23 protein-coding genes are annotated in these 24206 nt (G+C 74.4%); 16 read left to right on the forward strand and 7 right to left on the reverse strand.

The window, feature by feature from the left end:
* The first annotated feature begins 286 nt into the window (after positions 1-286).
* Together AB0G79_RS18550 and AB0G79_RS18555 are read left to right on the forward strand one after the other, a co-directional pair.
* On the forward strand, positions 287-1636 hold the full coding sequence (locus tag AB0G79_RS18550; protein ID WP_360807781.1) for a nucleobase:cation symporter-2 family protein: 1350 nt from the start codon (positions 287-289) through the stop codon (positions 1634-1636).
* Positions 1633-2358: an aspartate/glutamate racemase family protein gene (locus AB0G79_RS18555; RefSeq protein ID WP_360807783.1), complete on the forward strand. Its 726-nt coding sequence runs from the start codon at positions 1633-1635 to the stop codon at positions 2356-2358. The genes AB0G79_RS18550 and AB0G79_RS18555 overlap by 4 nt, the downstream gene beginning before the upstream one ends.
* Before the next feature lie 22 nt (positions 2359-2380).
* On the opposite strand, the gene AB0G79_RS18560 is transcribed toward AB0G79_RS18555, so the two are convergent.
* Positions 2381-2959, reverse strand: coding sequence for a hypothetical protein (locus tag AB0G79_RS18560; RefSeq protein WP_360807612.1), 579 nt, complete (start codon positions 2957-2959; stop codon positions 2381-2383).
* Between the two features lie 155 nt (positions 2960-3114).
* Between AB0G79_RS18560 and AB0G79_RS18565 the strand changes: the two genes are divergently transcribed.
* The 3 genes from AB0G79_RS18565 to AB0G79_RS18575 all read left to right on the forward strand — a co-directional run bounded on the left by AB0G79_RS18565 (position 3115) and on the right by AB0G79_RS18575 (position 7155).
* The gene (locus tag AB0G79_RS18565; RefSeq protein ID WP_360807614.1) at positions 3115-4074 is read left to right on the forward strand and encodes a fibronectin type III domain-containing protein; all 960 of its coding nucleotides are present in this window, start codon (positions 3115-3117) and stop codon (positions 4072-4074) included.
* Positions 4075-4233: 159 nt separating this feature from the next.
* Positions 4234-5295, forward strand: coding sequence for a hypothetical protein (locus tag AB0G79_RS18570; RefSeq protein ID WP_360807616.1), 1062 nt, complete (start codon positions 4234-4236; stop codon positions 5293-5295).
* A gap of 51 nt (positions 5296-5346) precedes the next feature.
* Positions 5347-7155, forward strand: coding sequence for a hypothetical protein (locus tag AB0G79_RS18575; protein ID WP_360807618.1), 1809 nt, complete (start codon positions 5347-5349; stop codon positions 7153-7155).
* A gap of 15 nt (positions 7156-7170) precedes the next feature.
* On the opposite strand, the gene AB0G79_RS18580 is transcribed toward AB0G79_RS18575, so the two are convergent.
* The 3 genes from AB0G79_RS18580 to AB0G79_RS18590 all read right to left on the reverse strand — a co-directional run bounded on the left by AB0G79_RS18580 (position 7171) and on the right by AB0G79_RS18590 (position 11061).
* Positions 7171-8319: a GDSL-type esterase/lipase family protein gene (locus tag AB0G79_RS18580; RefSeq protein WP_360807620.1), complete on the reverse strand. Its 1149-nt coding sequence runs from the start codon at positions 8317-8319 to the stop codon at positions 7171-7173.
* 243 nt (positions 8320-8562) lie between these two features.
* Entirely contained in the window at positions 8563-10185 is a 1623-nt protein-coding gene (gene aceB / locus AB0G79_RS18585) for a malate synthase A (protein WP_360807623.1), read from the reverse strand.
* Between the two features lie 225 nt (positions 10186-10410).
* Complete coding sequence (locus AB0G79_RS18590) at positions 10411-11061, reverse strand: nucleotidyltransferase family protein (RefSeq protein ID WP_360807625.1); 651 nt, start codon at positions 11059-11061, stop codon at positions 10411-10413.
* Positions 11062-11202: 141 nt separating this feature from the next.
* Here AB0G79_RS18590 and AB0G79_RS18595 point away from each other — a divergent pair, with 141 nt between their 5' ends.
* The 7 genes from AB0G79_RS18595 to AB0G79_RS18625 all read left to right on the forward strand — a co-directional run bounded on the left by AB0G79_RS18595 (position 11203) and on the right by AB0G79_RS18625 (position 17918).
* A complete protein-coding gene (locus AB0G79_RS18595; RefSeq protein ID WP_360807627.1) occupies positions 11203-11520 on the forward strand; it encodes a DUF5955 family protein in 318 nt (105 codons plus the stop codon).
* Between the two features lie 137 nt (positions 11521-11657).
* Positions 11658-14339, forward strand: coding sequence for a LuxR C-terminal-related transcriptional regulator (locus AB0G79_RS18600; RefSeq protein WP_360807629.1), 2682 nt, complete (start codon positions 11658-11660; stop codon positions 14337-14339).
* 159 nt (positions 14340-14498) lie between these two features.
* On the forward strand, positions 14499-16205 hold the full coding sequence (locus AB0G79_RS18605) for an MFS transporter (RefSeq protein ID WP_360807631.1): 1707 nt from the start codon (positions 14499-14501) through the stop codon (positions 16203-16205).
* Between the two features lie 106 nt (positions 16206-16311).
* Positions 16312-16509: a hypothetical protein gene (locus AB0G79_RS18610; protein WP_360807633.1), complete on the forward strand. Its 198-nt coding sequence runs from the start codon at positions 16312-16314 to the stop codon at positions 16507-16509.
* 58 nt (positions 16510-16567) lie between these two features.
* Entirely contained in the window at positions 16568-17026 is a 459-nt protein-coding gene (locus AB0G79_RS18615; RefSeq protein ID WP_360807635.1) for an SHOCT domain-containing protein, read from the forward strand.
* Positions 17027-17054: 28 nt separating this feature from the next.
* Positions 17055-17477: a hypothetical protein gene (locus AB0G79_RS18620; RefSeq protein WP_360807637.1), complete on the forward strand. Its 423-nt coding sequence runs from the start codon at positions 17055-17057 to the stop codon at positions 17475-17477.
* A gap of 180 nt (positions 17478-17657) precedes the next feature.
* Positions 17658-17918 carry a hypothetical protein gene (locus AB0G79_RS18625; protein WP_360807639.1) on the forward strand — a complete coding sequence of 87 codons (261 nt, stop codon included), beginning with the start codon at positions 17658-17660 and terminating at the stop codon, positions 17916-17918.
* Here AB0G79_RS18625 and AB0G79_RS18630 read toward each other — a convergent pair.
* Both AB0G79_RS18630 and AB0G79_RS18635 read right to left on the reverse strand, forming a co-directional pair.
* Positions 17908-18546: a response regulator transcription factor gene (locus AB0G79_RS18630; protein ID WP_360807641.1), complete on the reverse strand. Its 639-nt coding sequence runs from the start codon at positions 18544-18546 to the stop codon at positions 17908-17910. The two genes, AB0G79_RS18625 and AB0G79_RS18630, sit on opposite strands and share 11 nt — an antisense overlap.
* Positions 18543-19682: a sensor histidine kinase gene (locus tag AB0G79_RS18635; protein WP_360807785.1), complete on the reverse strand. Its 1140-nt coding sequence runs from the start codon at positions 19680-19682 to the stop codon at positions 18543-18545. The genes AB0G79_RS18630 and AB0G79_RS18635 overlap by 4 nt, the downstream gene beginning before the upstream one ends.
* 256 nt (positions 19683-19938) lie before the next feature.
* On the opposite strand from AB0G79_RS18635, the gene AB0G79_RS18640 reads away from it, so the two are divergent.
* Together AB0G79_RS18640 and AB0G79_RS18645 are read left to right on the forward strand one after the other, a co-directional pair.
* On the forward strand, positions 19939-21024 hold the full coding sequence (locus AB0G79_RS18640; protein ID WP_360807643.1) for an ABC transporter permease: 1086 nt from the start codon (positions 19939-19941) through the stop codon (positions 21022-21024).
* Positions 21021-21701, forward strand: coding sequence for an ABC transporter ATP-binding protein (locus AB0G79_RS18645; RefSeq protein WP_360807645.1), 681 nt, complete (start codon positions 21021-21023; stop codon positions 21699-21701). Before AB0G79_RS18640 ends, AB0G79_RS18645 begins: the two co-directional genes overlap by 4 nt.
* A 25-nt stretch (positions 21702-21726) precedes the next feature.
* Here the strand turns inward: AB0G79_RS18645 and AB0G79_RS18650 are convergent, their stop codons facing one another.
* Entirely contained in the window at positions 21727-22254 is a 528-nt protein-coding gene (locus AB0G79_RS18650; RefSeq protein WP_360807647.1) for a DUF6223 family protein, read from the reverse strand.
* A gap of 112 nt (positions 22255-22366) precedes the next feature.
* Between AB0G79_RS18650 and AB0G79_RS18655 the strand changes: the two genes are divergently transcribed.
* Both AB0G79_RS18655 and AB0G79_RS18660 read left to right on the forward strand, forming a co-directional pair.
* The gene (locus AB0G79_RS18655; RefSeq protein WP_360807649.1) at positions 22367-23518 is read left to right on the forward strand and encodes a histidine kinase; all 1152 of its coding nucleotides are present in this window, start codon (positions 22367-22369) and stop codon (positions 23516-23518) included.
* Positions 23515-24189, forward strand: coding sequence for a response regulator transcription factor (locus tag AB0G79_RS18660; RefSeq protein WP_360807651.1), 675 nt, complete (start codon positions 23515-23517; stop codon positions 24187-24189). Before AB0G79_RS18655 ends, AB0G79_RS18660 begins: the two co-directional genes overlap by 4 nt.
* Positions 24190-24206: the final 17 nt, after the last annotated feature.

Consider the following 24206-nt stretch of genomic DNA (forward strand, 5'->3'; position numbering starts at 1 on the left):
CGTACGCAGAAGACGTACGGCGCCTCCCGGGAAGGTGACGCCTGCCCGCACCCCCACCGGGCACGCGTCACAGGGCCCCCGTCCGGCACCTCGCAACGAGCCGCACCTCCTGCACCCCCGCACCGCATCGCACCACCTCCCTGAACCCCGCGTCGCCGCCGACGTGTAACCGACCGGAGGAACCGCCGTGGCCGCCAAGCCCCAGGTTCGCAATGCACCAGACGCAGGCTCCGCCCCCGAAGACCGCGAGAAGCATCCGGTCGACGAGACGCTGCCCCCACTCAAGATGCTCACCAGCGGCCTCCAGCACGTCGCCGCCATGTACGCGGGCGTCGTCGCCCCGCCCCTGATCGTCGGAGCGGCCGTCGGCCTCTCCGGCACCGAACTGACCTTCCTCACCGGCGCCAGCCTCTTCACCGCGGGCCTCGCGACCTTCCTCCAGACGCTCGGGGTCTGGAAGATCGGCGCCCGGCTCCCGTTCGTCAACGGCGTCACCTTCGCCGGTGTCGCCCCGATGCTCGCCATCGTCGACACGACGGAGAACAAGGCCGACGCCCTCCCCGTCATCTTCGGCGCGATCATCGTCGCCGGCCTGCTCGGCTTCGCCGCGGCCCCCTTCTTCTCCAGACTGGTGCGGTTCTTCCCGCCGGTCGTCACCGGCACCGTGATCACGCTCATAGGCGTCTCCCTCCTCCCCGTCGCCTTCGGCTGGGCCCAGGGGCCCAACCCCAAGGCCCCCGACTACGGTTCGACGACCTACCTCGCCCTCGCCGGCGTCACCCTCCTCGTCGTCCTGCTCCTGCGCCGCTTCACCCGCGGCTTCCTCAAGCAGGTCGCCGTCCTGGTCGGCCTCGTCATCGGCACGGTCATCGCCATACCCTTCGGGGTCACGGACTTCTCGCCGGTGACCGAGGCCGACATCGTCGGCTTCCCCTCCCCGTTCCACTTCGGAGCCCCGCAGTTCGCCCTCGCCGCGATCATCTCGATGTGCGTGGTCATGCTGGTCTCCATGACCGAGTCGACCGCCGACATGCTCGCCCTCGGCGAGATCGTCGAGCGCCCGGCCGACGAGAAGACCATCGCCGCGGGCCTCCGCGCCGACACCCTCGGCTCCGCCATCAGCCCGCTCTTCAACGGCTTCATGTGCAGTGCCTTCGCGCAGAACATCGGCCTCGTCGCCATGACCAGGATCCGCAGCCGGTTCGTCGTCGCCTGCGGCGGCGGCTTCCTCGTCCTGATGGGCCTGTCCCCGGTCGCCGCCTCGCTGATCTCGGTCGTGCCCCGCCCCGTCCTCGGCGGCGCGGGCGTCGTCCTCTTCGGCTCGGTCGCCGCCAGCGGCATCCAGACCCTCGTGAAGGCCGGCCTGGAGAAGGACAACAACGTCCTGATCGTGGCCGTCTCCCTGGCCGTCGGCATCATCCCGATCACGAAGCCGGACTTCTACCACGCCTTCCCGGAGACCGCCCAGATCATCCTGGACTCCGGCATCTCCACCGGCTGCGTCGCCGCCGTCCTCCTCAACGTGGTCTTCAACCACCTCGGCAAGGGCAAGGACGCCGACGAGGTCACCGCGCCCATGGAACCGGGCGAGGAGATCTCCGGCAGCGCCACGGCGAAGGCGGCGCACGCCCACTGAACCCGCTCGTCGTCCCCCCGCCCGCCCCGGTCCCCGCGCACGCCGCGGAGGCCGGGGCAGCGGTCGTCCTCGTCAACCCCAACACCTCCACCACGACGACCGCGATGATGGCCGCCATCGCCCGCCGAAGCCTGACGCGGCAGGCCGGGCCCGGACGGGCGGTCCGCGGCGTGACGGTCGCCCGCGGCCCCGGCATGCTCACCGACCCCGCCGCCCTCCGCGCCGCCGCGCCCGAGGTACTCGCCGCCGGCCTGCGCGCCGCCGCCGGGGGCGACTGCGCCGGGCTCGTCGTCGCCGCCTTCGGCGACCCGGGCGTCGAGGAGCTCCGCGCCGCCGTCGGCGTCCCCGTCGTCGGGATCGGCGAGGCCGCCCTCGCCGAAGCGGCCGCCCACGGCGTCCCGTACGGCATCGCCACCACCACGCCGCTCCTCGCCGACACCATCGCCGAGCGCGTCGAGGCCCTCGGCCACGCCGACCGGTACACCGGCGTCCGCCTCACCGCCGGAGCCCCCGAACGCCTCTCCGCCGATCCGGCCCTCCTCCTCGACCGGCTCGAACGGGCCGTCCGCGCCTGCGTCGAACGGGACGGGGCACGGGCCGTCGTCATCGGCGGCGGCCCGCTGGGCGAAGCCGCCGAGGAGCTCCGCGCCCGCTGCCGGATCCCGGTGATCGCCCCGATCGCGGCGGCGATGACCGCGATCACCCACCTGCTGGGAAGGTGAACCCCGGCCCCTCCGCCGCCCCTCACCGCTCCACCGCGATCCGCCGCCGGCACTCCTCCGCCAGGTCCGGGTAGGCGGCGGCGACGGCCTCGTACAGCCTTCGCCTGAGCAGCCGTTCGGCCTCGGCCCGGCCCGTGTCCCCGTACAGCCCGTCGAGCAGCCATTCGTACCGCGAGAGCGCGTACCGCAGATAGTCCACCTGCCTGCGCCGCGACGCCGGCCCCTCCGCCGCTCCCGGTTCCCGTGCGCCGAGCAGCCGCCGGTGCCGGACGGCACGCCGCTCCAGCTCCGGCCCGGACAGCAGTGGCACCTCGATCGGCTCGGCGCGGATCGCGGCGAGCACGGCGGCGCGCCGCCGTGCGGCGTGGACGCCGACTCCGGCGGACCGGGACGCGGACAGCCGGGAGGCCAGGGCGAATTCGGCGGTCCGCTCCACCGTCTCCACCCGGGCCAGGAGATACAGCCGTACCGGCGCGAGGGACCAGCGGCGCGGATCGCGCCCCTGCACGTCGGGCGTGCCCAGCAGGTCCCGGACCATCGAGTCGGTCCAGCCCCGGCGGCGGACACCGGTGAGCGTCACATAGGTCATACGGTCCGTCATGCTTCCCCCTGGAATCGACTACGGAGAGTGATGGGTCCAGTGAAGCGCACCCCACTGACAACGCCCTCGCGACGTCCTCGGGGATGCCCCCTTGCCCCTCTCTCGTCACCTGTGCGATATAGGTCTGGACCTTTTCGCCGGACGGAGGGATTGCCATGCAACACCGCTTCACCGCAAGCCTGTTGCTCGCCCTGACGCTCGGCATCTCCGCCTGCGCGAGCACCCCGGAACCCGCCCCCGAGGACACCGCCGCCCCCACCGCGCCCACCGGCGTCACCGCCACCGCCGGCAGCGCGAGCACCGTCCACGTCATGTGGAGCGCCGCCACCGACGACCGCGCCGTCACCGGCTACGAGGTCCTCCGCGCGGGCCGTAAGGTCAAGGACCTTCCCGCGACGACCCTCATGACCGACGTCGTCGGCCTCGCGCCCGCCACCCGCCACACCTTCACGGTCCGCGCCCGCGACGCCGCCGGAAACGTTTCGCCCGCCAGCGCCGCCGTCACCGCCACCACCCTCCGCGCCGCCGCCGAGGACCGCACGCCGCCCACCAGCCCGAGAACCCTCCGCGCCACCGCCGACGGCAGCGGCGCCGCCACCCTCGCCTGGACCCCCGCCCGCGACGACCGCGCCGTCACGGCGTACGACGTCTACCAGGCCGACGTCCGCGTGCACACCGCCCCCGGCACCGCCACCACCGCCCGCGTCACCGGCCTGCGCCCCGGCACCGCCTACGCGTTCACCGTCCGCGCCCGCGACGCCGCCGAGAACTCCTCCCCGGACGGCCCCCGCGTCGAACTCACCACCGCCCCCGCCCCCGGAGCCCCACCCAACACCGCCCCCGCCCGCCTCACGGCCACGGCCGAGCACGGCGAGATCACCCTCACCTGGACCCCGCCGGACACCGGCGCCCCGGTCACCCACCACGAACTCCACCTGAACGGCCGCTTCGCCACCACCATCGTCTGGGGCACCACCCCGCCCCCGGCCCGCGCCACCTACACCTTCCCGGTCCAGGACGCCCCGGGCACCCGCTACACCGTCACCCTCCGCGCCCGCCTCCCCGACGGCACCTGGGGCGACTTCTCGGCACCCCGGACGGTCGTCGTCCGCTGAGGCCGCCCGAACTCGGCCCCGTCCCCGTCCCCGTCCCCGTCCCCGCCCCGTCCCCGTCTCCGTAAAGAACGCTCCTGGCCGAAATCGCCCTCTTTCGCCGCGGGGAACGGCCCCTCACCCTGCGACCAGGGGAAGTCAGGCCCACCGGGGGGAGCGCCGATGCCCGCACCGCTCTACGTACCCGCGCTCCCGGCCCGCCGCAGCGCCTTCCAGGCGCACGCCGGCCTCGCCCCCCACGTCCGCGCCGCCGTCGCCCCCCTCTGGACCGTCCCGCCACGCGTCCCCGGCCCGGACGACCCCGACCCCACCGCCCTCGGCCGCCACCTGTGCAGAGCCCTGCGAGGAGCCGCCGACGCGCAGCGCGGACTCCCCGCCTGGCTGGACGCCTCCCACGCCGAGAGGCAATCGCCGGGGACCCTCGGGGAGTTCACGCACGCCCTCGCCGACACCCCGCTCCGCCCCGTCACCGGCGTCGGGCGGACCGTCCGTCAGCAGCTCGCGAGCGCCGAGGCGGCCCTCGCCGGCGGGGACGGCCTGGGCATACGGGTGTCCCTGCCCGCGCTCCCCGACGAGCGATTGCGGGACGCGGTCGGCGCCCTCCTCGAACGGACGGCGTCCGCCGGCCCCCCGCTCGACCTCCTCCTCGACCTCGGCGCGGTCGAGGACGAGCATCTCCCCGCCGAGAAATGGGCGTTGCGCGCCCTCGACCTGCTCGGCCCGCTCCATCCCTGGCGCACGCTCGCCGTCCTCGCCGGCTCCTTCCCCCGAAGCGTCCCCGAGGGATACGGAGCTCCGCTCGCCGAGGCCGAGCGCCTCGACTGGGACCTGTGGCACATGCTCGTCGACGGCCCCGAACGGCCGGGATTCCCCCTGACGTACGGGGACTACGGCGCCGACCACCCCGCCGCCCTCGACCGTCCCGCCGAGGCCGGCGGCGGATCGCCCTGGGGCGTCCTCCGCTACACCACCGACCGCACCTTCCTCCTCGGCCGCGTCCCCACCCGGGGCGACGGCCGCGCGGAGGCGATCCGCGCCGCCGCCCGGGAGATCGTGGAAGCGGAGGACTTCCGCGGCTCCCTCTTCGGCGAGGGCGAGCGCTGGCTCGTCGCCTGCGCCGGCGGAAGGGGAGGCGAGGGAGCCGGCAACCCCGCCGTCTGGCGGCGCGTCGCCCACCTCCAGCACCTCACCAAGACCGTCCGCGACCTGCGGCGACGCCTCTAACGGAGTGCTCCCGCCCGTCGGAATCGTGTCCCCGGAATTACCCTGGGAAGCGTGGCCGGGACCGTTCTCACCAACACCGGGCTCGACGGCTTCCTCGACGGAGCGGCCGAGCGCCGGGACCCCGCGTTCGTGCGGGCCGCCGAAGCGGTCCTCGGTCTGCTCGCGCTGCGCGGCGCCGACCGGACCTCCGGGGTGCCGGAGCCGACGCCCGCGCTCGTACGGCACCTGCTCGTCGAGGACCTGCCGACGTTCGTGTACGCGCCGCCGGGCGAGCTCGCGGCCTACCCCGCCGTGCTCCACCGCCTCGCCGCCCGCTTCGACGGGCAGGGCGGCGAGCGGGTCGCCGCCGTCGTCGCGGAGGCCGCGCCCGACTTCGAACGGGCCATGAACGACCCCGGCAACCTCACCTGGCACCGCTGGTACGCCTCCCTCCTGCGCACCTGCGGCACCGACCTCGCCGACCCCGACGACGTACGCCGCCGGCTCGCCGCCCTCGACGGCGCGCCGCTGCCCGACGGGGTCCGCCGGGCCGACCTCATGGGGCGTACGGCCCTCGCCGACGTCCTGCTCGCCGAGGCCCTCACCCGGGCGTACGTACGCGACGCCGAGAACGCCCCGGCCGCGGGCCCGCTCCTCACCGACCACGCCGTCGCCACCGGCGTCGGGCAGGTCGCCGCCGCGCTCCTCGACCGGTGGACCGCCGCCGGACTCGCCGAACAGCTCGCCGGTCCGTACGCCCGCTACGCCCCCGGTCCCGACGCCTTCCCCCACCTCGTCCTCGCCGACGCCCTCCTCGACGAACACCTCGACTACCACGGCGACCCCGCCGCGCCCGTGCCCCCGCCGTCCGTGCCGGAGCACCCGGCCGCGCCCGGGGCCGTCGAGGAGGACGCCGACGCGCTCACCGCCGCCGTCGAGGGCCTCGCGGACGGCGCGTTCGACCCGTACGGCGGAGAGGCGCCCCACCTGCTGTACGTCGTCTACCAGCGCGGCTGCTCGGCCGACTCGATCGCCCGCAAGGCCGCCGAGTACGAGGACTGGGCCGTCGACCCGGCTCTGGAGGACCAGCCCGTCGCCGTTCCCGAGAACGCCTCGGACGTCTCGCACGCGTACGCGCTGCCGCCCCTCGACGAACTCGGTCGCCTCCTGGGCTCGCCGGGGCTGACCGAGGACGACCGCGACCTGCTCGACGGGCACGCCCGCTCCCTCGCCGGCGTCGTCGACCGGCTCGCCTCCACCGGACTCCTCTTCCGCGCCGGGGACGCCTTCGGGCTCACCCCGCGCGGCACCGGCGTCCTGCGCTACCTCCTCCGCGTCCGCGGCATCGCCGCCCCCGACGCCACCGAGGCCGCGGCCTGGACCGCGCCGGAGCTGGTCGCCGCCGCCGCGGGCTGGCCCGCCGCGCCCGCCGCGCGCGTGCTCGCCGACTGGCTCCACGCGCGCGGGGACAGCCCCGAGGCCTGGTCCGCGCTCCTCGCCGCCCTCGGCACCGCCCACGGGGGCGGCTCCGACGCGGCCGACGCCCGGGCGCTGTTCGGCGTCCTGGACACGGCCGCCGCACCCGCCGACGCCCTGCGCGGAGCCCTCCGGGACCCCGCGATCGGGGCGTACGCCCACGAGGCCCTGCGCGCCAGGGGCGAACCCGCCGACCACCTCCAGGTCCCCCTTTCCGCCCGCGCCCTGCGCGTCCTCGACGGACTGCCCGGCAAGAAGGGGCCCCTGGAGTCCCGCCGCGCCGCCTTCGACGCGGAGGCCGCCGCCTGGCCCGGTGGCTCGGCCTCCCTCGTACGGGCGATGGCCGAGGCGGACCCGCACGAGACGGCGCGGGTCCTGGGCCCCCTCGGCATCACCGTGCCCTGAGGGACCGTACGAGGGTCACCCGGCGGTCAGGTACATCCCCGACGCCCCCGCGCCCGCCGTGTTCCGGCAGCTGTGGTTGCCCGTCGGCGCCGCGTGGACGAGCGCGAGGCACCGGCCGAGCGCCTGCTGCCCGTACGCGTTCGGGTGCATCGACTCCTGGACGAGCCCCTGCGTGCTCTGGCTGTCGATCCACCGCGCCCACTCGCTCGTCGTCGCCGACGCGGGCACGGTCGACGAGACCTGCTTGCTCGACTTCGCGCAGACCTCGCGGCCCTGGAGGGCGTCCCGCAGGTCCATGAACTGCACGCCCTTCGCCGCCGCGACGCCCTTCAGCCGGTTCGCGAGCTGCGGGACCAGGGAGTCGCGGGCCCAGTCGGAGTCCTTGTCCCAGAAGGGACATCCACCCGTGTTCGTACGGGACCAGCCGCTCTCGCCGTACCGGTTCTCGGCGGCGCGCGGGATGGGGGAGGGGTACGACTGGAGCACGATCCGGTAGTCCGATGCGGCATACCCCGCGCCCGTCATGACGGCCCTGATCTCGTCGATCGAACGGCCGACGTCGGCCATCACGCCGTTGATCCGGGAGTCGACCAGGGCCTGCTGGTCGTCGTGGCAGTACGAGTACCAGACGATGTAGTCGGTCGCGCAGGTGGTGATGATGTCGGCGAAGCCGAGGTCGTTGCCGCCGATGGAGAGCGCGATGAGCTTCACGTCGTTGGCCGCGGCGACGGCCGCCAGCTGGTCCGCCTGCGGGGCCTCGCCCCGGTAGGCCTGACCGCCCTGGGAGGCGCGGATGACGTTCTTGGTGGTCGCGCCCGAACAGGCGAGGTTGACGAGCGAACTCGCGAGCGCGCCCGCGCTCCTGACCTCGGCGGTGTCCGAGCGGTGGCAGCCGCCGGCGGTCGCTCCGTACACCCTGGAGGGGTCGTACCCGCTGCCCGTCCAGGCGCGGTCGGTGCCGTTGCGGCTGCCGGAGTTGGTGAGGCTGTTGCCGAACCAGCGCCCGGCCTCGCCGGAGATGTAGCTGTCGCCCATGGCGACGACGGCGCTGGGCCCGCCGCCCGGGGAGGCGTGGGCGGCGGGCGCGGTCGCGACGGCGGCTATCCCGGCGGCGGTACACAGAGCCAGGAGTGCGCGCAGCGCACGGTGGGGGGAAGAAGGCATGGCTGTGCTCCTGCGGTATGCGCGCCGCGAAGCGCGCAGTGACGTGGGGGACAGCCATCGGCGCCGGTGGCTTGGCCGAATTCCACATGCCGCGGCTTGTTACCGCTAGGTAGCCGACCGTCTCGGTTGTGTCACGTCACCTGTGGGCCGCCAGGGGCCGCCAGGACGCGACGCGGCCTCGCCCCCGGAGCTGTGCGTTCACCGGGGGCGGGGCCGTGAGCGTGAGGTGCGGCCGCTGTGCGGTCAGCCGACCAGCTGCTCGTAGGCGGGGAGCGTCAGGAAGTCCGCGTAGTCCGCGTCGAGGGAGACGTGCAGGAGCAGGTCGTGGGCCTGCTGCCACTTGCCGGCCGCGTAGGCCTCCTCGCCGACCTCCGCGCGGATCGCGGCGAGCTCCTCGGCCGCGACCTGGCGGGCCAGCTCGGGGGTGGCCGCCTCGCCGTTCTCGAAGACGACGCCGGCGTTGATCCACTGCCAGATCTGCGAGCGCGAGATCTCGGCGGTGGCCGCGTCCTCCATCAGGTTGAAGATGGCGACGGCGCCGAGGCCGCGGAGCCACGCCTCGATGTAGCGGATGCCGACCTGGACGGCGCTGACGAGGCCCGCGTAGGTGGGCTTGGCGTCCAGGGAGTCGATGGCGATCAGGTCGCCGGGCGCCACCGAGACGTCCTCGCGGAGGCGGTCCTTCTGGTTGGGCCTGTCGCCGAGGACGGCGTCGAAGGAGGCCATCGCGATCGGGACCAGGTCCGGGTGGGCGACCCAGGAGCCGTCGAAGCCGTCGCCGGCCTCGCGGTCCTTGTCGGCCTTCACCTTCTCGAACGCGACCTTGTTGACCTCGGCGTCCTTGCGGGACGGGATGAACGCCGCCATGCCGCCGATCGCGTGCGCGCCGCGCTTGTGGCAGGTGCGGACGAGGAGTTCGGTGTAGGCGCGCATGAACGGGGCCGTCATCGTGACCGCGTTGCGGTCCGGGAGGACGAACTTGGCGCCGCCGTCACGGAAGTTCTTGACGATGGAGAAGAGGTAGTCCCAGCGGCCGGCGTTGAGGCCCGCGGCGTGGTCGCGGAGCTCGTAGAGGATCTCCTCCATCTCGTACGCGGCCGTGATCGTCTCGATGAGGACCGTGGCGCGGACGGTGCCCTGCGGGATGCCGACGTAGTCCTGGGCGAAGACGAAGACGTCGTTCCAGAGGCGGGCCTCCAGGTGCGACTCGGTCTTCGGCAGGTAGAAGTACGGGCCCTTGCCGAGGTCGATCAGGCGCTGCGCGTTGTGGAAGAAGTACAGCCCGAAGTCGACGAGCGCGCCGGGCACCGGCCGTCCGTCGAAGGCGAGGTGACGCTCCTCCAGGTGCCAGCCGCGGGGGCGCATGACGACCGTGGCGAGCTCGTCGGCGGCCTTGAGCGCGTACGACTTGCCGGACCTCGGGTCCGTGAAGTCGATGTTCCGGGTGTACGCGTCGATCAGGTTGACCTGACCCAGGATCACGTTCTCCCAGGTCGGCGCGGAGGCGTCCTCGAAGTCCGCGAGCCAGACCCTCGCGCCGGAGTTGAGCGCGTTGATCGTCATCTTGCGGTCGGTCGGACCGGTGATCTCGACGCGGCGGTCGTTCAGGGCCGCCGGGGCGGGCGCGACCCTCCAGGAGTCGTCGGCGCGGATCGCGGCGGTCTCCGGCAGGAAGTCCAGGGTGGACGTGCGGGCGATCTCGGCGCGGCGCTCCGCCCGGCGGGCGAGGAGCTCGTCCCGGCGCGGGGTGAACCGCCGGTGCAGTTCGGCGACGAAGGCGAGGGCCGCCTCGGTGAGCACCTCCTCCTGGCGGGGGAGGGGCTCGGCATCGACGACGGCCAGGGGGGACGGCGCGGGTGCGGACATGAACTGTCACTTCCTTCGCGGACTTCACGGGCGGTGCCAGACGGCCGCCGGGCGTCACGGGACGGCACGGAGTGCCGCAGGCGCCGAGATACGGCCGTGAGCGCCGTTTCGGGAAACAAGCGCTTCTGAACAGTGGATACTAGTTTCCTCATGGTGGAAGTTCAATGGTTTGTTGATGTCGAGATTCTTCGGGTCGACAGACCATGGCGCCGCGTGCCAGGCCCTTCACCCAAGGTGCGCCAGATCCGCCGGCGTGTCGATGTCGTACGGCTCCGCCACGTCCCCGCACTCCACCGGCGTGATCTCCGCCCGGCGCGCCCCCAGGTAGTCCCGCGCGCCCCGGTCGCCCACCGCCCCCTCGGCGATCCCGGCCCAGTGCCCCGCGCCGAACAGCACCGGGTGGCCGCGCTCCCCGCCGTACGCGGCCGCCGCGAGCGTGTCGCGCGAGCGGTACGCGGCCAGGACCCGGGCCACCGCGGCGGGACCGATCCCCGGCTGGTCCACCAGGGAGACGAGGGCCGCGTCCACCCCGCGCGGATCCGCCGCGAGCGAGGCCAGCCCGACGCGCAGCGACGAGCCCATGCCCTCGGTCCAGTCCGGGTTGTCGACCAGCACGCACCCGGGCAGCTCCGCCCGCTCCCGCACGGTCGCGGCCTCGGCCCCGAGCACCACGTGCACCACCTCGCAGCCGCCCTCGCGCAGCACGCGCACCGCGTTCTCGACGAGCGGGCGGCCCCGGTGGGGGAGGAGCGCCTTGGGGCGGCCGCCGAGGCGGCGCCCGCCCCCGGCGGCGAGGAGGAGACCGGCGACGACGGGAGTGGCGGCGGGGGCGGCGGAGGGGCCCGATGCGGGAGAGGGGTTCTGATCCGGGGTCATGAGGGATGCATACCCCATGACCCGTGAAGGCGGCCCGAGCGGAATGACACGCTCGCCTGAATTCCCGTCGTGCGGGGTGGCGCGCCGGGGTGGCGGAGGAGTTAACTGACCCGCGCACAGAGGCGTGCGAGGGGGAGAACCGTGTTGCGAAGCGTGGGGCAGAGGCGAGTGACCGGCGAGGGCGTGGACCCCAGGGTGGCCGAACTGCGGTCCGCCGTGTCCCGGCTCCGGCGGGAACTGGCCGGACACCGCGCCGAGTTCGCCGACCGCGACATCGCCGAGAACGAACTCGCCGCGCTCGACGCCATGGCGCTCGGCGGCCCGCCCGAGATCCGTCGGCTGCGCCGCTCGCTGCTGATCGTCGCGGGCTCGGTGGGCTCCGTCAGCGCCCTCGCCGAGGGGCTCGCCGGGGTCCGGCGCGCCGTCGAACTCTTCGGCCCCCCGCAGGCGGGGCAGTAGCCGCCGCACCCCTCGACAGGGCCCTCGGGGATACCCCGGAGGGGTTTTCCCCGGGATCTGTGCGATGGCAGAACCGGGGTGAATGATCCCATCCTTGAGTCAGGCCCGCCCACCGCGGGTCCGACCGGAGGGTGGTGGTGGACGTGCAGGACACGGGCGAGGACGTGGTGCGGGGCGGCCCCGTCGCCGGCGGCGCCGACCCGCTGGGAGACCCGTACCTGAGCACACGGTTCGCCCTGCCGAGCCGCCCGGGCACCTTCCTCCGCCGCGACCGGCTGGCCGAGCACCTCGGACAGGGGCGGCTGACCCCGCTGACCGTCGTCAACGGCAGCGCGGGGGCCGGCAAGACCCTGCTCGTCGCCGACTGGGCCGCGAACCTGGGACAGCCCGTCGCCTGGCTCACGCTCGACGCGGCGGTCGAGGGCCCGGGGATGTTCTGGGCCCACCTGCTCCAGGCACTGAGCGCCGCCGGCGCGCCGGCACCCGCCGCCGTCGGCTCCCCCACCGACGCGACCGGCGTCCCCCGCACGCTCCTGAGCCGGCTCGCCTGGGCCCTCGCCGCACGCGACCGGCCCGTCACCGTCGTGATCGACGAGTTCGAGCGGATGACCGACCCCGAGGTGGGGCGGCAGCTGGAATTCGTCCTGCGCCACGCGCACCGGGGACTGCGCCTCGTCCTCGTCAGCCGCACCGAGCCGCTCCTCCCGCTCCACCGCTACCGCCTCGCCGGCGAGATGACCGAGATCAGGGACGCCGAGCTGGCCTTCACCACCGAGGAAGCGGTCGACCTCCTCGAACGGCACGGGCTGTCCCTGACCGCCCCCGTCGCCCGGGGGCTGGTGGAGCGCACCCGGGGGTGGGCGGCCGGCCTCCGGCTGAGCGCCCTCGCCGCCCGGTCGACACCGGACCCCGAGCGCTACCTGAAGGAGTTCGAGGCGGGCCGGGGCACGATCGCCGACTTCCTGCTCGCCGAGGTGCTCGACCGGCAGCCCCCCGAGACGCAGGACCTTCTGCTGCGCGTCAGTGTCCTGGACCGGTTCTGCCCCGACCTCGCGGACGAGCTGACCCGGCGGCACGACGCCGCGACGATCCTCGCCGCCCTGCACAGCGCCAACGCCTTCGTCGAGGACTTCGGGCAGGGCTGGTACCGGCTCCACCCGTTGTTCCGCGAGATCCTCCGCGCCCACCTGCGCCGCCGCGCCCCCGGTCTCGAACCGGAACTGCACCGGCGCGCCGCGCACTGGCTGCGGCGCTCCGGCACGCTCCCCGAGATGCTGGCGCACGGCGCCGCCGCCCAGGACTGGACCTACATGGCCCGGGCCCTGGTCGAGGACCTGGCGATCGGACAGCTCTTCACCGGCCTCGGCGCCGGGAAGCCGACGGACTGGTTCGCCGGGATGGAAGGAGAGACGCCCGACCCGTCCCTCGACCTCGTCCGCGCAGCGTGCGAGCTGTCCCGCTCCGATCTCGACGACGGCCTGGCGCACCTGCGCAGGGCGGACCGGCGGCTGGCGGAGGAGGACGGCGGCGGCTCTCCGGCGGCCCAGCTGAGCCGCGCCCTGCTCGAAGCGCTCGCCGGACGGCTGTCGGGCTCGGCGCACCAGGCCGAGCGCGCCACCCGGGAGGCCCGGCGGCTGATGCCGCAGATGCCCTCCCGCCTCCGGGACGGACACCCGGAACTCGCCGCCCTCCTGCTGACCCACGTGGGCTCCTCGCGCCTCTGGGCCGGCCGCCTCGACGAGGCCGCGGCCGCCCTCACCACGGTGATCCGCGGTCCCCGCACGGCGTCCACGGTCCTGCCGCGGATGGAGGCGCTCGAACACCTGGCCCTCGTCGAGCACCTCAACGGCCGGCCGGGCGCGGCGGAACGCAAGGTGTTCGCGATGACGGCCGAGGCCGAGCGGTACGGCCTCGCCGAGCCGTCCGGCTCAGGCCTCGGACGGCTGGTGCTCGCCGCCGTCGCCCTCGACCGGGACGAGGTGGACCGCAGCGAGGCCCTCCTCGCCGGGATGCCCGACCGGCCACCGGCGGACCCGGTGGCGGCCGCCGTCAAGCGTGCCGTGACGTCGGGCGTGCTCCTCGCCCGGGGCCGTACGCGGGAGGCGCTGGCGGTGACGGCCCGCCCCGTCCCCGCCGCGGAGGCCTCGCCCTGGGCGCAGGGCCGCGCCGCCCTGGCCGCCTCGGACGCCCACCTGGCCCAGGGGCGCCCGGACGCGGCCGTCGAAGTCCTCCGGCAGGTCGGGGGCGACCTGCCGGAGTGCACCGTCGGCGCGGCCCGGGCCCACCTCGCCGCCGGCGACCCGGCCACGGCACTCCGCCTGCTCGACGGGCTCGCCGCCCACGGGGGCGTCGGCCCGGCGGTGTCCGTACCGGCCGCGCTGGTACGGGCACAGGCGGCGGCACTGGAGGGGGACACCGCCACCGTTCGCAGGACGGTCGCCCAGGCCCTCGCCGAGGGCCGGCGCGAGGAGCTCAGACGCGCCTTCCGGGTCGCCGGACCGTGGCTCGCGCCCTTCCTGGCCGAGCCCGCGCTGCGGGCGCCGGCCGCCGGATGGCTCGTCCCCGCGTCCGGGGCGCACGCCGGAACGGAGCGCGGCAGACCCGGAACCGGGCCGGAAGCTCCCGTGGAGGAGCTCAGCGGGCGGGAGCTCGAGGTCCTGGAGCGGCTCGCCCGGGCGATGTCGACAGAGGACATAGCCGCCGACCTGTTCGTGTCCGTGAACACGGTGAAGACCCACCTCAAGAGCGCCTACCGGAAGCTGTCGGTGCACCGGCGCAACGACGCCGTCCGCCGCGCCCGGGAACTGCGGCTGCTGTGACCGGCCGGGGCGCGGCGGACGGCGCACCGGTCGCGCGGCGCCCCCTCACCCGTTCCGGGTGAGGCGCGCGGTGACCGTTTCGGATGTGATGGCGGCGAGGGTGGGCTCGACCTTCCGCTGCCGCTGACACCGGCGGCCAGTCCCGGCGAGGTGGCGACCGTGAAGAAGTGGCACGCTCTGATCGTGCTGGGGACGGCCCAGTTCCTGATGGTGCTGGACACCGCCGTCATGAACGTCTCCATCAGCCAGCTGGTCGAGGACTTCGACACCGAGGTCACCGCCATCCAGGCCGTCATCACCCTCTACGCCCTGGTCATGGCCGCCTTCATGATCATCGGGGGGCGGATCGGGGACGTCCTGGGCCGCCGCCGCGTCTTCCTGATCGGCATGACCGTCTACGGCGTCGGATCGGCCCTGACCGCCGTGGCGCCCCACCTGTGGGTCCTCGCCCTGGGATGGTCGGTCATCGAGGGACTCGGCGCCGCCCTGGTGCTGCCGTCCATGGCGGCCCTCGTCGCCGAGTCCTACCGGGGCCGCGACCGTTCCGTCGCGTACGGCGTCGTCGGAGGCCTGGCCGGTGCCGGCATCGCGGTCGGGCCGCTGCTCGGCGGCTGGGTGACGACGTACCTCACCTGGCGCCTCGTCTTTGCGGGCGAGGTCGTGGTCGTCCTGGCCGTGCTGCTCCTGCGGCGGGCGATCCCGGACACGCCCCGGCCGAGCCGCCGTCCCGGACTGGACGTCGTCGGCGCCGTGCTGTCGGCGGCCGGTCTCGGTCTCGGCGTGCTCGGCGTGCTGCAGAGCAGCAGCTGGGGCTGGGTGGAACCGCGCAACCCGCCCTTCACCGTCCTCGGCTTCGCCCCCACGCTGTTCGTGGTCGCGGCCGGCGTGGTCGTCCTGTACCTCTTCCGGATCTGGGAGGAGCGGCGGGAGGCCTCCGGCGCCGACCCCCTGGTCCATCTGGCGCTGTTCCACAAGCCGCCGCTGCGCTCGGGGCTGATGACCCTGCTCAGCCAGAACCTCATCCTGCTGGGACTGTTCTTCACCATCCCGCTCTACCTGCAGGTGGTGCAGGGGCTCGACGCCTTCGAGACGGGACTGCGGCTGCTGCCGGTCTCCGTCACCATGCTCGTGGCCTCCCTGGGCGCGGCGAAGCTCGGACGCACGCTGGGACCCCGCCGTATCGTGCGGACGGCCCTGGTGCTGCTCCTCGCCGCCATCGCCTGGCTCCTCGCCACCATCGACCCCGTCATCGACGACGCCCAGTTCTTCGGGGCCATGGCGCTCCTGGGCCTGGGCATGGGGCTGCTCGCCTCGCAGCTCGGCAACGTCGTCCAGTCGAGCGTCGGGGAGCGGGAGCGCAGCGAGGTCGGTGGCCTGCAGTTCACCGCCCAGAACCTGGGGTCCGCGCTCGGCACGGCCCTCATCGGATCCCTGCTGATCGGGGCCCTGGCCCAGGCCTTCACCACCCAGGTCGCGGACGACCCGAGGCTCTCGGACGAGGCGCGCCGGCAGACGAGCATCGCCCTGGAGTCCGGGATCAGCTTCGTCCCCACCGACCAGGTCCGTGCCGCGGCGGAGGACGCGGGGCTGCCGCCCAGGGAGGTGGACGCGGTCACCGACTCGTACGCCTCGGCCCAGCTGGACGGCCTCAAGGTGGCCGTGCTCGCGACCGGTGGCATCACCCTGGCGAGCCTCCTGGTGACCCGGGGACTCCCGGGCCCGGGAGGGGTCGGCGGCACGGCTGGGGCCGTTGGTGCGGGCGGGGCCTCTGGTACGGGCGGGGCAGCTGGTGCGGGCGGGGCAGCTGGTCCGGATGCGGCCCGCCGCCGGGACACGGGCACCGGCACCGGCACCGAGGAGCGCTGAGTCACCCGTGGAGGGTGAGGCGGACGGGGGGCGGGACGACGGACCATCGCAGCAGGGCCCCGACCGGCCCCGCGACAGCCACCCCCACCAACCGGAGGGGCAGACCATGCAGTACGAGATCCGGGTCGACGGACTCATGTCGGAGACGCTGATCGGATCCTTCCCCGAGCTGGAGCACGTGATGATGTCCGGTCAGACGGTGCTGTACGGCCCCCTCGTCGACGAGGCGCACCTCTACGGACTCCTGGCCCGTCTCCAGTCCCTCGGACTGCACGTCGTGGAAATGCGGCGGCTGCCGCAATGACCGAGACGGACCCCGGCGGAAGCCCGGCGGGAGAAGGAACGGGAAACGGAGCGGACACATGGAAACGCAGATGTATCTCGCCTACGACTATCCGCTGATGAGCATGTTCTGGACCATGCTGTGGTTCTTCCTGTGGGTCCTGTGGTTCATCCTGCTGTTCCGGATCATCGGGGACATCTTCCGTGACGACACCCTGAGCGGCTGGGGCAAGGCCGGCTGGATGATCTTCGTCATCCTGCTGCCGTTCCTCGGCGTGTTCGTCTACGTGATCGCGCGCGGCAAGAGCATGGGACGCCGCGAGGTCGACCACGCCCGTCAGAAGCAGCAGGCCTTCGACGACTACGTCCGCGAGACCGCCGGCGGTGGCAAGCCCGGCCCGGCCGCGGAGCTGCAGCGGCTCGCCGAGCTCCGCACGCGCGGCGAGATCAGCGAGGAGGAGTTCCAGCGGGCCAAGGCCCTCGTCCTGAACGACGACCGGCCGGCCTCGTCCGCCGGTACCACCACGGCCCCTCGCTGAGACGGGCCGGGGAGAAGGAGAGACCGACATGAACGCCACGCACACCTCCCACGCCTCGTCGACGAAACTCGCCTGGGCCGGAGGCCTGCGGATCTTCGCCGCCGTCATGCTCTCCCTCGCGGGACTGTTCGGCGTCTTCCGCGGGATCATGGGCATCGCCGAGGACGAGGTCTTCGTCACCACGCCCAACTACATCTTCAAGTTCGACCTCACCAGCTGGGGCTGGATCCATCTGATCGTGGGCATCCTCGCCCTGCTGGTGAGCTTCGGACTCTTCACGGCGTCCTCCTGGGCGAGGTACAGCGGCATCGCCATCGCCGCGCTCGTGATCATCGCCAACTTCCTGTCGCTGCCGTACTACCCGTGGTGGTCCGTCATCATGATCGTGATGTCCGGGTTCGTCATCTGGGCGCTGTGCGTCGACCGGGGCGAGGAGGCCGTGGGCCACTAGCCGGCGGTCCGTGAGTCGGTCCCCGCTCCCGAGTCGGTCCCCGCTCCCGAGCCGGTCCCCGCTCCCGAGCCCCCCGCTCGGGAGCGGGGTTCCCGTTTCACCCACTTGACCGGGCCGCCGTGCCGGTGCGGCCCGGCACGAGTTGGCTGGGAACCCCGACTCCCGAGAAGGGCGACCGCCGTGTACGAGATGCACATCGCTCCCGACGACTCCAGCGGACTCCTGGTCTGGCACGTGATCGCCAAGCAGGCGGGCAACAGCCTCTGCGGTCAGGCCGTCGACCGCGGCGCGGACGGGACGCGGACGGACCGGCACTGCCTGCCGTGCATGCGATCCTTCCAGGACCTGATGGCCGCGCAAGCCGCCCTCTCCGCGGACGGCAGGGCCGACGCCAGGACCGACGCCAGGTCCGACGGCCGGTCCGACGGCCTCACCGTCTGATCAGCCTGCGGGCCGTCGCCGCCGCCACCGCCGCCGTGCGCGAGTCGACACCCAGCTTCGCGAAGATGTGGACGAGGTGGGACTTCACCGTCGCCTGGCTCAGGAACAGCGCCTTGCTGATCTGCTGGTTCGACAGTCCCTCCCCGACCAGCTGGAGCACCTCCAGCTCCCGCTTGGTCAGCGCCTCCGCCGGGGTCCGCATCCGGTCCATCAGCCGGTGCGCCACCGCCGGGGCGAGCGCCGACTGGCCGGCCGCCGCCGTCCGTACCGCCGCCGCGAGCTCCTCCGGCGGCGCGTCCTTCAGGAGGTAGCCGGAGGCGCCCGCCTCCACCGCGGCCAGGATGTCCGCGTCCGTGTCGTACGTGGTCAGGACCAGCACCTTCGGGCCGCCGGGCACCGCCGTGATCGCCGCCGTCGCCTCCGAGCCGTGCATCCCGGCGCCGAACTGGAGGTCCATCAGGACCACGTCCACGCTCCCGGCGGCGGCGAGCTCGACGGCGAGCTCGACCGCGCGCTCCGCCGTGGCGGCCTCCGCGACCACGGCGAAGTCCGGCTCCGTGTCGAGGACCGCGCGCAGGCCGGCCCGTACCACCGGGTGGTCGTCGGCGAGGAGGAGGCGGATCGTCATGCGGAGTCTCCTGCCGGGAGGGGGAGGGAGACGGCGACCGCCGTCCCCTGGCCGGGCGCCGACTCGACCGTGAACGTGCCGCCCAGCGACTCCGCCCGCGAGCGCATCGCCGGGAGGCCGAACCCGCCGTCGGACGCGGGACGCGCGGGGAGGGGACGCACGGAGAGCGGGGTCACGGAGAGGGGGTCGAAGCCCTTTCCGTCGTCGACGACGTCAAGGGTCACCGAGGCGCCCATGAACGACAGCGTGATCTCGGCGCGTGAGGCCGAGGCGTGCCGCACGGTGTTCGCGAGCGCCGACTGCGCGATCCGCAGCAGCGCCACCTCGTACGGGGTGGGCAGCTCGACCGGCGTCCCGCTCACCGAGAAGCGGACCCGCGGTCCGCCGCCCGCCGCGACCGGCTCGCACAGCCGCTCCAGCGCCCCCGCCAGCGAACCGTGGTCCAGATCCGGTGGCGTCAGCGCCCGGACGAAGCGCCGGGCCTCCGCCAGGTTGTCCTGCGCCGCCCGCCGGGCCCGGTCGATGTGCCCGGCCGCGGGGGAGTCCGGCGGAAGCGCGCGCTCGGCGGCGCGCAGCAGCAGCTGGATGGAGGAGAGGCCCTGCGCGAGCGTGTCGTGGATCTCCCGGGCGAGCCGCTCGCGCTCCGCGAGCGTGCCCGCGTGCCGCTCGGCCGCCGCGAGCTCCGCCCGGGTCTCGATCAGCTCCTCGATGAGCCGCCGTCGCCGCTCGCTCTCCCGGTACAGGGCCTGGTAGCCGAGGGCGGTCGCCACGGCCACGGCCGCGCCGAGCAGGGGACCGATGAAGACCCCCGGGTTGAGCGGGGCGCCGTGACCCACGTACGAGAGGATCGCCGCGCCCGCCGTCAGGGCGACGGCCGGGAGCGACCAGCGCACGGGCAGCAGGTGCAGCTGGAGGAAGTACAGCGGGAACGCCACCCACAGCCCCTCCGGCGTCAGCCAGAGCAGCCCCAGCCAGGAGACGGCGAGCGCGACGAGCCACACGGCGGAGCCGCGCAGCGAGCGCTCCACCGAGGGCACGAACGACCCGGCCGCGTAGACCGCACCCACGAGCGCCGCCGCGACCGTGCCCGCGGCCGAGTGGGCCCGGACGGCGGCGAGCGCGAGGAGACCGGCCATGAGCAGGTGGAGGCAGAGGCGCACGGCCCGCGGGGCGGGGGTGAGGGCGCGCCCGGAGGCGGGTGCCGGGGCGCGTCCGGAGGCGGGGCCCGGCGCGCGTCCGGCGGCGGCGTGGGAGGAGAGCGGATCCATATCCCTACCAGCGTAGACAGCACCCGGCACCGCTTCGGACAAAACGGACTCAACCGAAAGTTTGATTACGGAGCCATCCGTGGCGCGATGCCAGGACCGGCCCCCTCCGACCACTCTGGTCAGCATGTTCGTGGCATGGAGAGACCTGAGATTCGCCAAGGGGCGTTTCGCCCTCATGGGCACCGTGATCGTGCTGATCACCCTGCTCGTGGGGTTGCTGTCCGGGCTTACCGCCGGGCTCGCGCGAGAGAACATCTCCGCGATCACCGGCCTGCCCGCCGACCGGCTCGCCTTCGCGGCGCCGCCGGCCGGGCAGTCGGTCTCCTTCACCAACTCGACGGTGACGGAGGAGCAGTGGACCGCGTGGGAGGAACGGCCAGGCGTCGCGGAGGCCGCGCCGCTCGGCATCCGCACCCTCAACGCCGCCGCCGGTGACCGGACCGCCGCCGTCTCCGCCTTCGGCTCCGAGCCGGACGCCGGGCTCGCGCCCGCACCCGTCGGCCCCGGCAGGGCCGTCCTCTCCGAGTCGGCCGCCGAGGAGCTCGGCGTCGGCGTCGGCGACGCGCTGAAGCTCGGCCCCCTGGACGCCACCGTCGCAGCGGTCTCCGGCGACGCCTCGTACAGCCACACGCCCGTCGTCTGGACCTCCCTCGACGACTGGCAGGCGCTCGGCCACAACGGCACCGGCCCCGAGGAGCAGGCCACCGTCATCGCCCTCAGCGGTGGGAAGGGCGCCGACGTCGACTGGGCGGCGGGCGACAAGGCCGCCGGGACCGAGGCGCGGACCGTCGACGGCGCCCTCACCGCCATAGGGTCCTACCAGGCCGAGAACGGCTCGCTCCAGCTCATGCGCGGCTTCCTCTTCGCGATCTCCGCGCTCGTCATAGGGGCCTTCTTCACCGTCTGGACCATCCAGCGCAGCGGCGACGTCGCCGTCCTCAAGGCGCTCGGGGCCTCGACCCCGTACCTCCTCAAGGACGCGCTCGGACAGGCCGTCCTCATGCTCACCGCCGGCACCCTGCTCGGCACGGGCCTCGCGGTCGGCATCGGCGCCCTGGTCAGCGGCGGGAACGTGCCCTTCGTCCTGGAGCCGCTCACCGTCCTCGGGCCCGCCGCCGTGATCATCGTCCTCGGCGTCCTCGGCGCGGCCCTGTCCATCCGGCGCATCACCGCCGTCGACCCCCTCACCGCCCTCGGGAGCGCCCGATGAGCCTCGTCCTCGACGCCGTCACCCTGACCTACCCGGACGGAGACAGCCGGCTCACCGCCCTCGACTCCGTCTCCCTCACCGTCCCCGCCGGTACGCTCACGGCCGTCGTCGGCCCGTCCGGCTCCGGCAAGTCCAGCCTCCTCGCGGTGGCCGCGACCCTGGTCACCCCGGACGAGGGCCGGGTCGTCGTCGCCGGTACGGAGACGGGTCCGCTGTCCGCCGCGGCACGCGCCGAACTGCGGCGCGAGCACATCGGGATCGTCTTCCAGCAGCCCAATCTGCTGCCCTCGCTCAGCGCGGCGGAGCAGCTCCAGGTGATGGCGCACCTGTCCGGGCGCGCGCCGAAGACGGTACGGGCACGGGCCCTGGAACTCCTCGACGCGGTCGGCCTCGCCGACCGGGCGCACCGCAGGCCGCACCAGCTGTCGGGCGGTCAGCGGCAGCGGGTCAACATCGCGCGGGCGCTGATGAACGAGCCGTCCGTCCTCCTCGTCGACGAGCCGACGAGCGCCCTCGACCACGAGCGGGGCGCGGCCGTCATGGAGCTGCTCGCCGGCCTGACGGCGGAGCGCGGCACGGCGACCGTCCTCGTCACCCACGACCGCACGCACCTGGCGCGCACGGACCGCATGGTGACGGTGACGGACGGGCGTCTGAAGGAGTCGGTCGGGGCCTGAGCCCCCTCCCGGGCCCGTTTCGGCGTCAGGCCCGCGACCGGGACCGGGACCGGGCCTGACCGAGGGCGCCCAGGGCCACCGCGACCGCGCCGACGGCCATGGCGACGTACGCGCCGCCGAGCCCGTTTCCCGTGCCGACGGCGCCCTCGGCGGTGGCCGCGACCACCGCGCCGCCGACCAGGGCGACGAGCCCGGCGACCAGCGCCGTGACGGCGCCGTTCCGCCGGACCCAGGCGCCGACGTGGCCCCCGCCGGCGCGGCCGGCGAGGACGAGGCCGCCGTTGACCGCGCCGAGGAGGCCGATGACGCCGGCCACGGCGGAGGTCACCCGGCCGACGCCGAAGGTGTAGACGTTCGCGGCGACGGGAGGGACGGCGGGGTCGGCGGCAGCCGGTACGGCGAGCACGAGGGCGCCGACCAGGACGGTGGCGGCGGTGCCGGTCACGGCGAGCGCGGTGCGGACGGACATGAGGTGCTCCTTCTCCTCGGGACGACGGGACGTTCCGAGGATCTCCGTACGGACCGCCGCCCGTCGTCCGGCGGACGCGGTCATTTCCCCCTGCCACGGGCGCGGCAGCGGAGCCCCCGACTACCGCGCCCGCGGTAGTCGGGGGCTCCTCCGCGAGCGGGATCCGCCGACGGCGGACAGCGCCTAGGGTGCGCGCATGGACAGAGCACGGGACGGGGCACGGGGCAGGGCGCGGTTCGGGCTCCCGCCCGCCGCCGTCGACGCGGCGATCGCCGTCGGCGTCGCGGCGACGCTGCTGCTCACCGGCGTCTCCGGAGAGCACCCCACCGCCCGGCCGGCCCCGCTCGGTTACGCGCTCCTCGCCGTCGGCGGTCTCGCCCTGGCGGCCCGCCGCCGCGCCCCGGTCACGGTCCTGGCCGTCACCGGCCTCTGCGCGGTGGGCTACCAGGCGACCGGCTTCGACGTCCCCGCCGTCGCCTACCTCTTCGCCGTGTACGCGGCGGTACGGGCCGGCCGCCGTGCCGTCACGGTCGCGGTCAGCGTCGCCGTACTCGCCGCGCTGCCCGTCGCGGCCCTGGTCTCCGGCACGCACGACACGGGCGAGGCCCTCGCCCGTGCGCGGGGCGCCCTCGAGATCGCCTGGCTGGTCGCCGCGGCCGCCGCGGGGGAGGCGCTGCGGCAGGCCGAGCGGCGGGCGGACGAGGCCGAGCGCACCCGCGAGGAGACCGCACGGCGCCGGGCCGACGAGGAGCGGCTGCGGATCGCGCGCGAGCTGCACGACTCGCTCACCCACCAGATCTCGATCATCAAGATCCAGTCGGAGGTCGCCGTCCACGTGGCCCGCCGGCGCGGCGAGGAGGTCCCGGAGGCCCTGCTCGCCATCCAGGAGGCGGGCAGGGAGGCGACCCGGGAGCTGCGGGCGACCCTGGAGGCGCTCCGCGACGACGACACGGCCCCGCCGCGCGGACTCGACGACGTGCGGGGGCTCGTGGAACGGGCCCGGCTGACCGGTCTCGACGCCACCCTGACCATCGAGGGCCGCAGGGACGGCGTACCGGTCGCGGTGGACAGGACGGTCTACCGGATCGTGCAGGAGTCGCTGACCAACATCGCGCGCCACGCGGAGGCGGCCACCGCTTCGGTACGGATCGACTGCCGCGCCGACGCCCTGACCGTACGGGTCGACGACGACGGGAAGGCGGCGCCGGGCACCGCGCCGACGCCGGGGACGGGCCTGCTCGGGATGGGGGAGCGGGTGACCGCGCTCGGCGGGCGGCTGAGCGCGCGGCCGCGCGCCGAGGGCGGCTTCTCCGTCCTGGCGCGGCTGCCCCTGGAGCGGGCCTCGTGATCCGGGTCCTGCTGGTCGACGACCAGCCGCTCGTCCGCAGCGGGTTCCGCGCGCTCCTCGACCTGGAGGAGGACATCGAGGTGGTCGGCGAGGCGGGGGACGGGCGGCAGGGGCTCGAACTGGCGGCGCGGCACCTGCCCGACATCGCGCTCGTCGACATCCGCATGCCGGTGATGGACGGTGTCGAGACGACCCGGCGCATCGCCGCCGATCCGGCGCTCGCCGGGGTGCACGTGGTCATCCTGACCAACTACGGCATGGACGAGTACGTGTTCCACGCGCTGCGCGCGGGGGCCGCGGGGTTCCTCGTGAAGGACGTCCTCCCGGAGGACTTCCTGCACGCGGTGCGCGTGGCGGCCCGGGGTGAGGCGCTGCTCGCCCCGTCGGTCACGCGCAGGCTGATCGACCGGTTCGTCGCGGAGCCGTTCGATTCGGGTGAGACCGCCGGTGGGCTGGAGGAGCTGACGAACCGTGAGCGCGAGGCGGTGGTCCTGGTGGCGCGGGGGCTGTCGAACGACGAGATCGCCGCGCGCATGGTGATCACCCCGATGACCGCGAAGACCCACGTCAACCGGGCGATGACGAAGCTGCGGGCCCGTGACCGGGCGCAGCTGGTCGTCCTCGCGTACGAGTCGGGCCTGGTGACACCGCGCGGTGTCACCAGGCCCTGAGGAAGAGGAGCGGGGGC

This window comes from Streptomyces sp. NPDC020807 (assembly GCF_040641575.1).
Lineage (GTDB): Bacteria > Actinomycetota > Actinomycetes > Streptomycetales > Streptomycetaceae > Streptomyces.

Bases quoted from the DNA above. Each gene is read 5' to 3' on its own strand.
- AB0G79_RS18610 (WP_360807633.1), top strand. From the start codon at position 16,312: ATGCAGTACGAGATCCGGGTCGACGGACTCATGTCGGAGACGCTGATC.
- AB0G79_RS18550 (WP_360807781.1), top strand. From the start codon at position 287: ATGCTCACCAGCGGCCTCCAGCACGTCGCCGCCATGTACGCGGGCGTC.
- AB0G79_RS18650 (WP_360807647.1), bottom strand. From the start codon at position 22,254: ATGACCGCGTCCGCCGGACGACGGGCGGCGGTCCGTACGGAGATCCTC.
- AB0G79_RS18620 (WP_360807637.1), top strand. From the start codon at position 17,055: ATGAACGCCACGCACACCTCCCACGCCTCGTCGACGAAACTCGCCTGG.
- aceB (WP_360807623.1), bottom strand. From the start codon at position 10,185: ATGTCCGCACCCGCGCCGTCCCCCCTGGCCGTCGTCGATGCCGAGCCC.
- AB0G79_RS18640 (WP_360807643.1), top strand. From the start codon at position 19,939: ATGTTCGTGGCATGGAGAGACCTGAGATTCGCCAAGGGGCGTTTCGCC.
- AB0G79_RS18590 (WP_360807625.1), bottom strand. From the start codon at position 11,061: ATGACCCCGGATCAGAACCCCTCTCCCGCATCGGGCCCCTCCGCCGCC.
- AB0G79_RS18635 (WP_360807785.1), bottom strand. From the start codon at position 19,682: ATGGCCGGTCTCCTCGCGCTCGCCGCCGTCCGGGCCCACTCGGCCGCG.
- AB0G79_RS18615 (WP_360807635.1), top strand. From the start codon at position 16,568: ATGGAAACGCAGATGTATCTCGCCTACGACTATCCGCTGATGAGCATG.
- AB0G79_RS18580 (WP_360807620.1), bottom strand. From the start codon at position 8,319: ATGCCTTCTTCCCCCCACCGTGCGCTGCGCGCACTCCTGGCTCTGTGT.
- AB0G79_RS18560 (WP_360807612.1), bottom strand. From the start codon at position 2,959: ATGACGGACCGTATGACCTATGTGACGCTCACCGGTGTCCGCCGCCGG.
- AB0G79_RS18570 (WP_360807616.1), top strand. From the start codon at position 4,234: ATGCCCGCACCGCTCTACGTACCCGCGCTCCCGGCCCGCCGCAGCGCC.
- AB0G79_RS18630 (WP_360807641.1), bottom strand. From the start codon at position 18,546: ATGACGATCCGCCTCCTCCTCGCCGACGACCACCCGGTGGTACGGGCC.
- AB0G79_RS18645 (WP_360807645.1), top strand. From the start codon at position 21,021: ATGAGCCTCGTCCTCGACGCCGTCACCCTGACCTACCCGGACGGAGAC.
- AB0G79_RS18565 (WP_360807614.1), top strand. From the start codon at position 3,115: ATGCAACACCGCTTCACCGCAAGCCTGTTGCTCGCCCTGACGCTCGGC.
- AB0G79_RS18655 (WP_360807649.1), top strand. From the start codon at position 22,367: ATGGACAGAGCACGGGACGGGGCACGGGGCAGGGCGCGGTTCGGGCTC.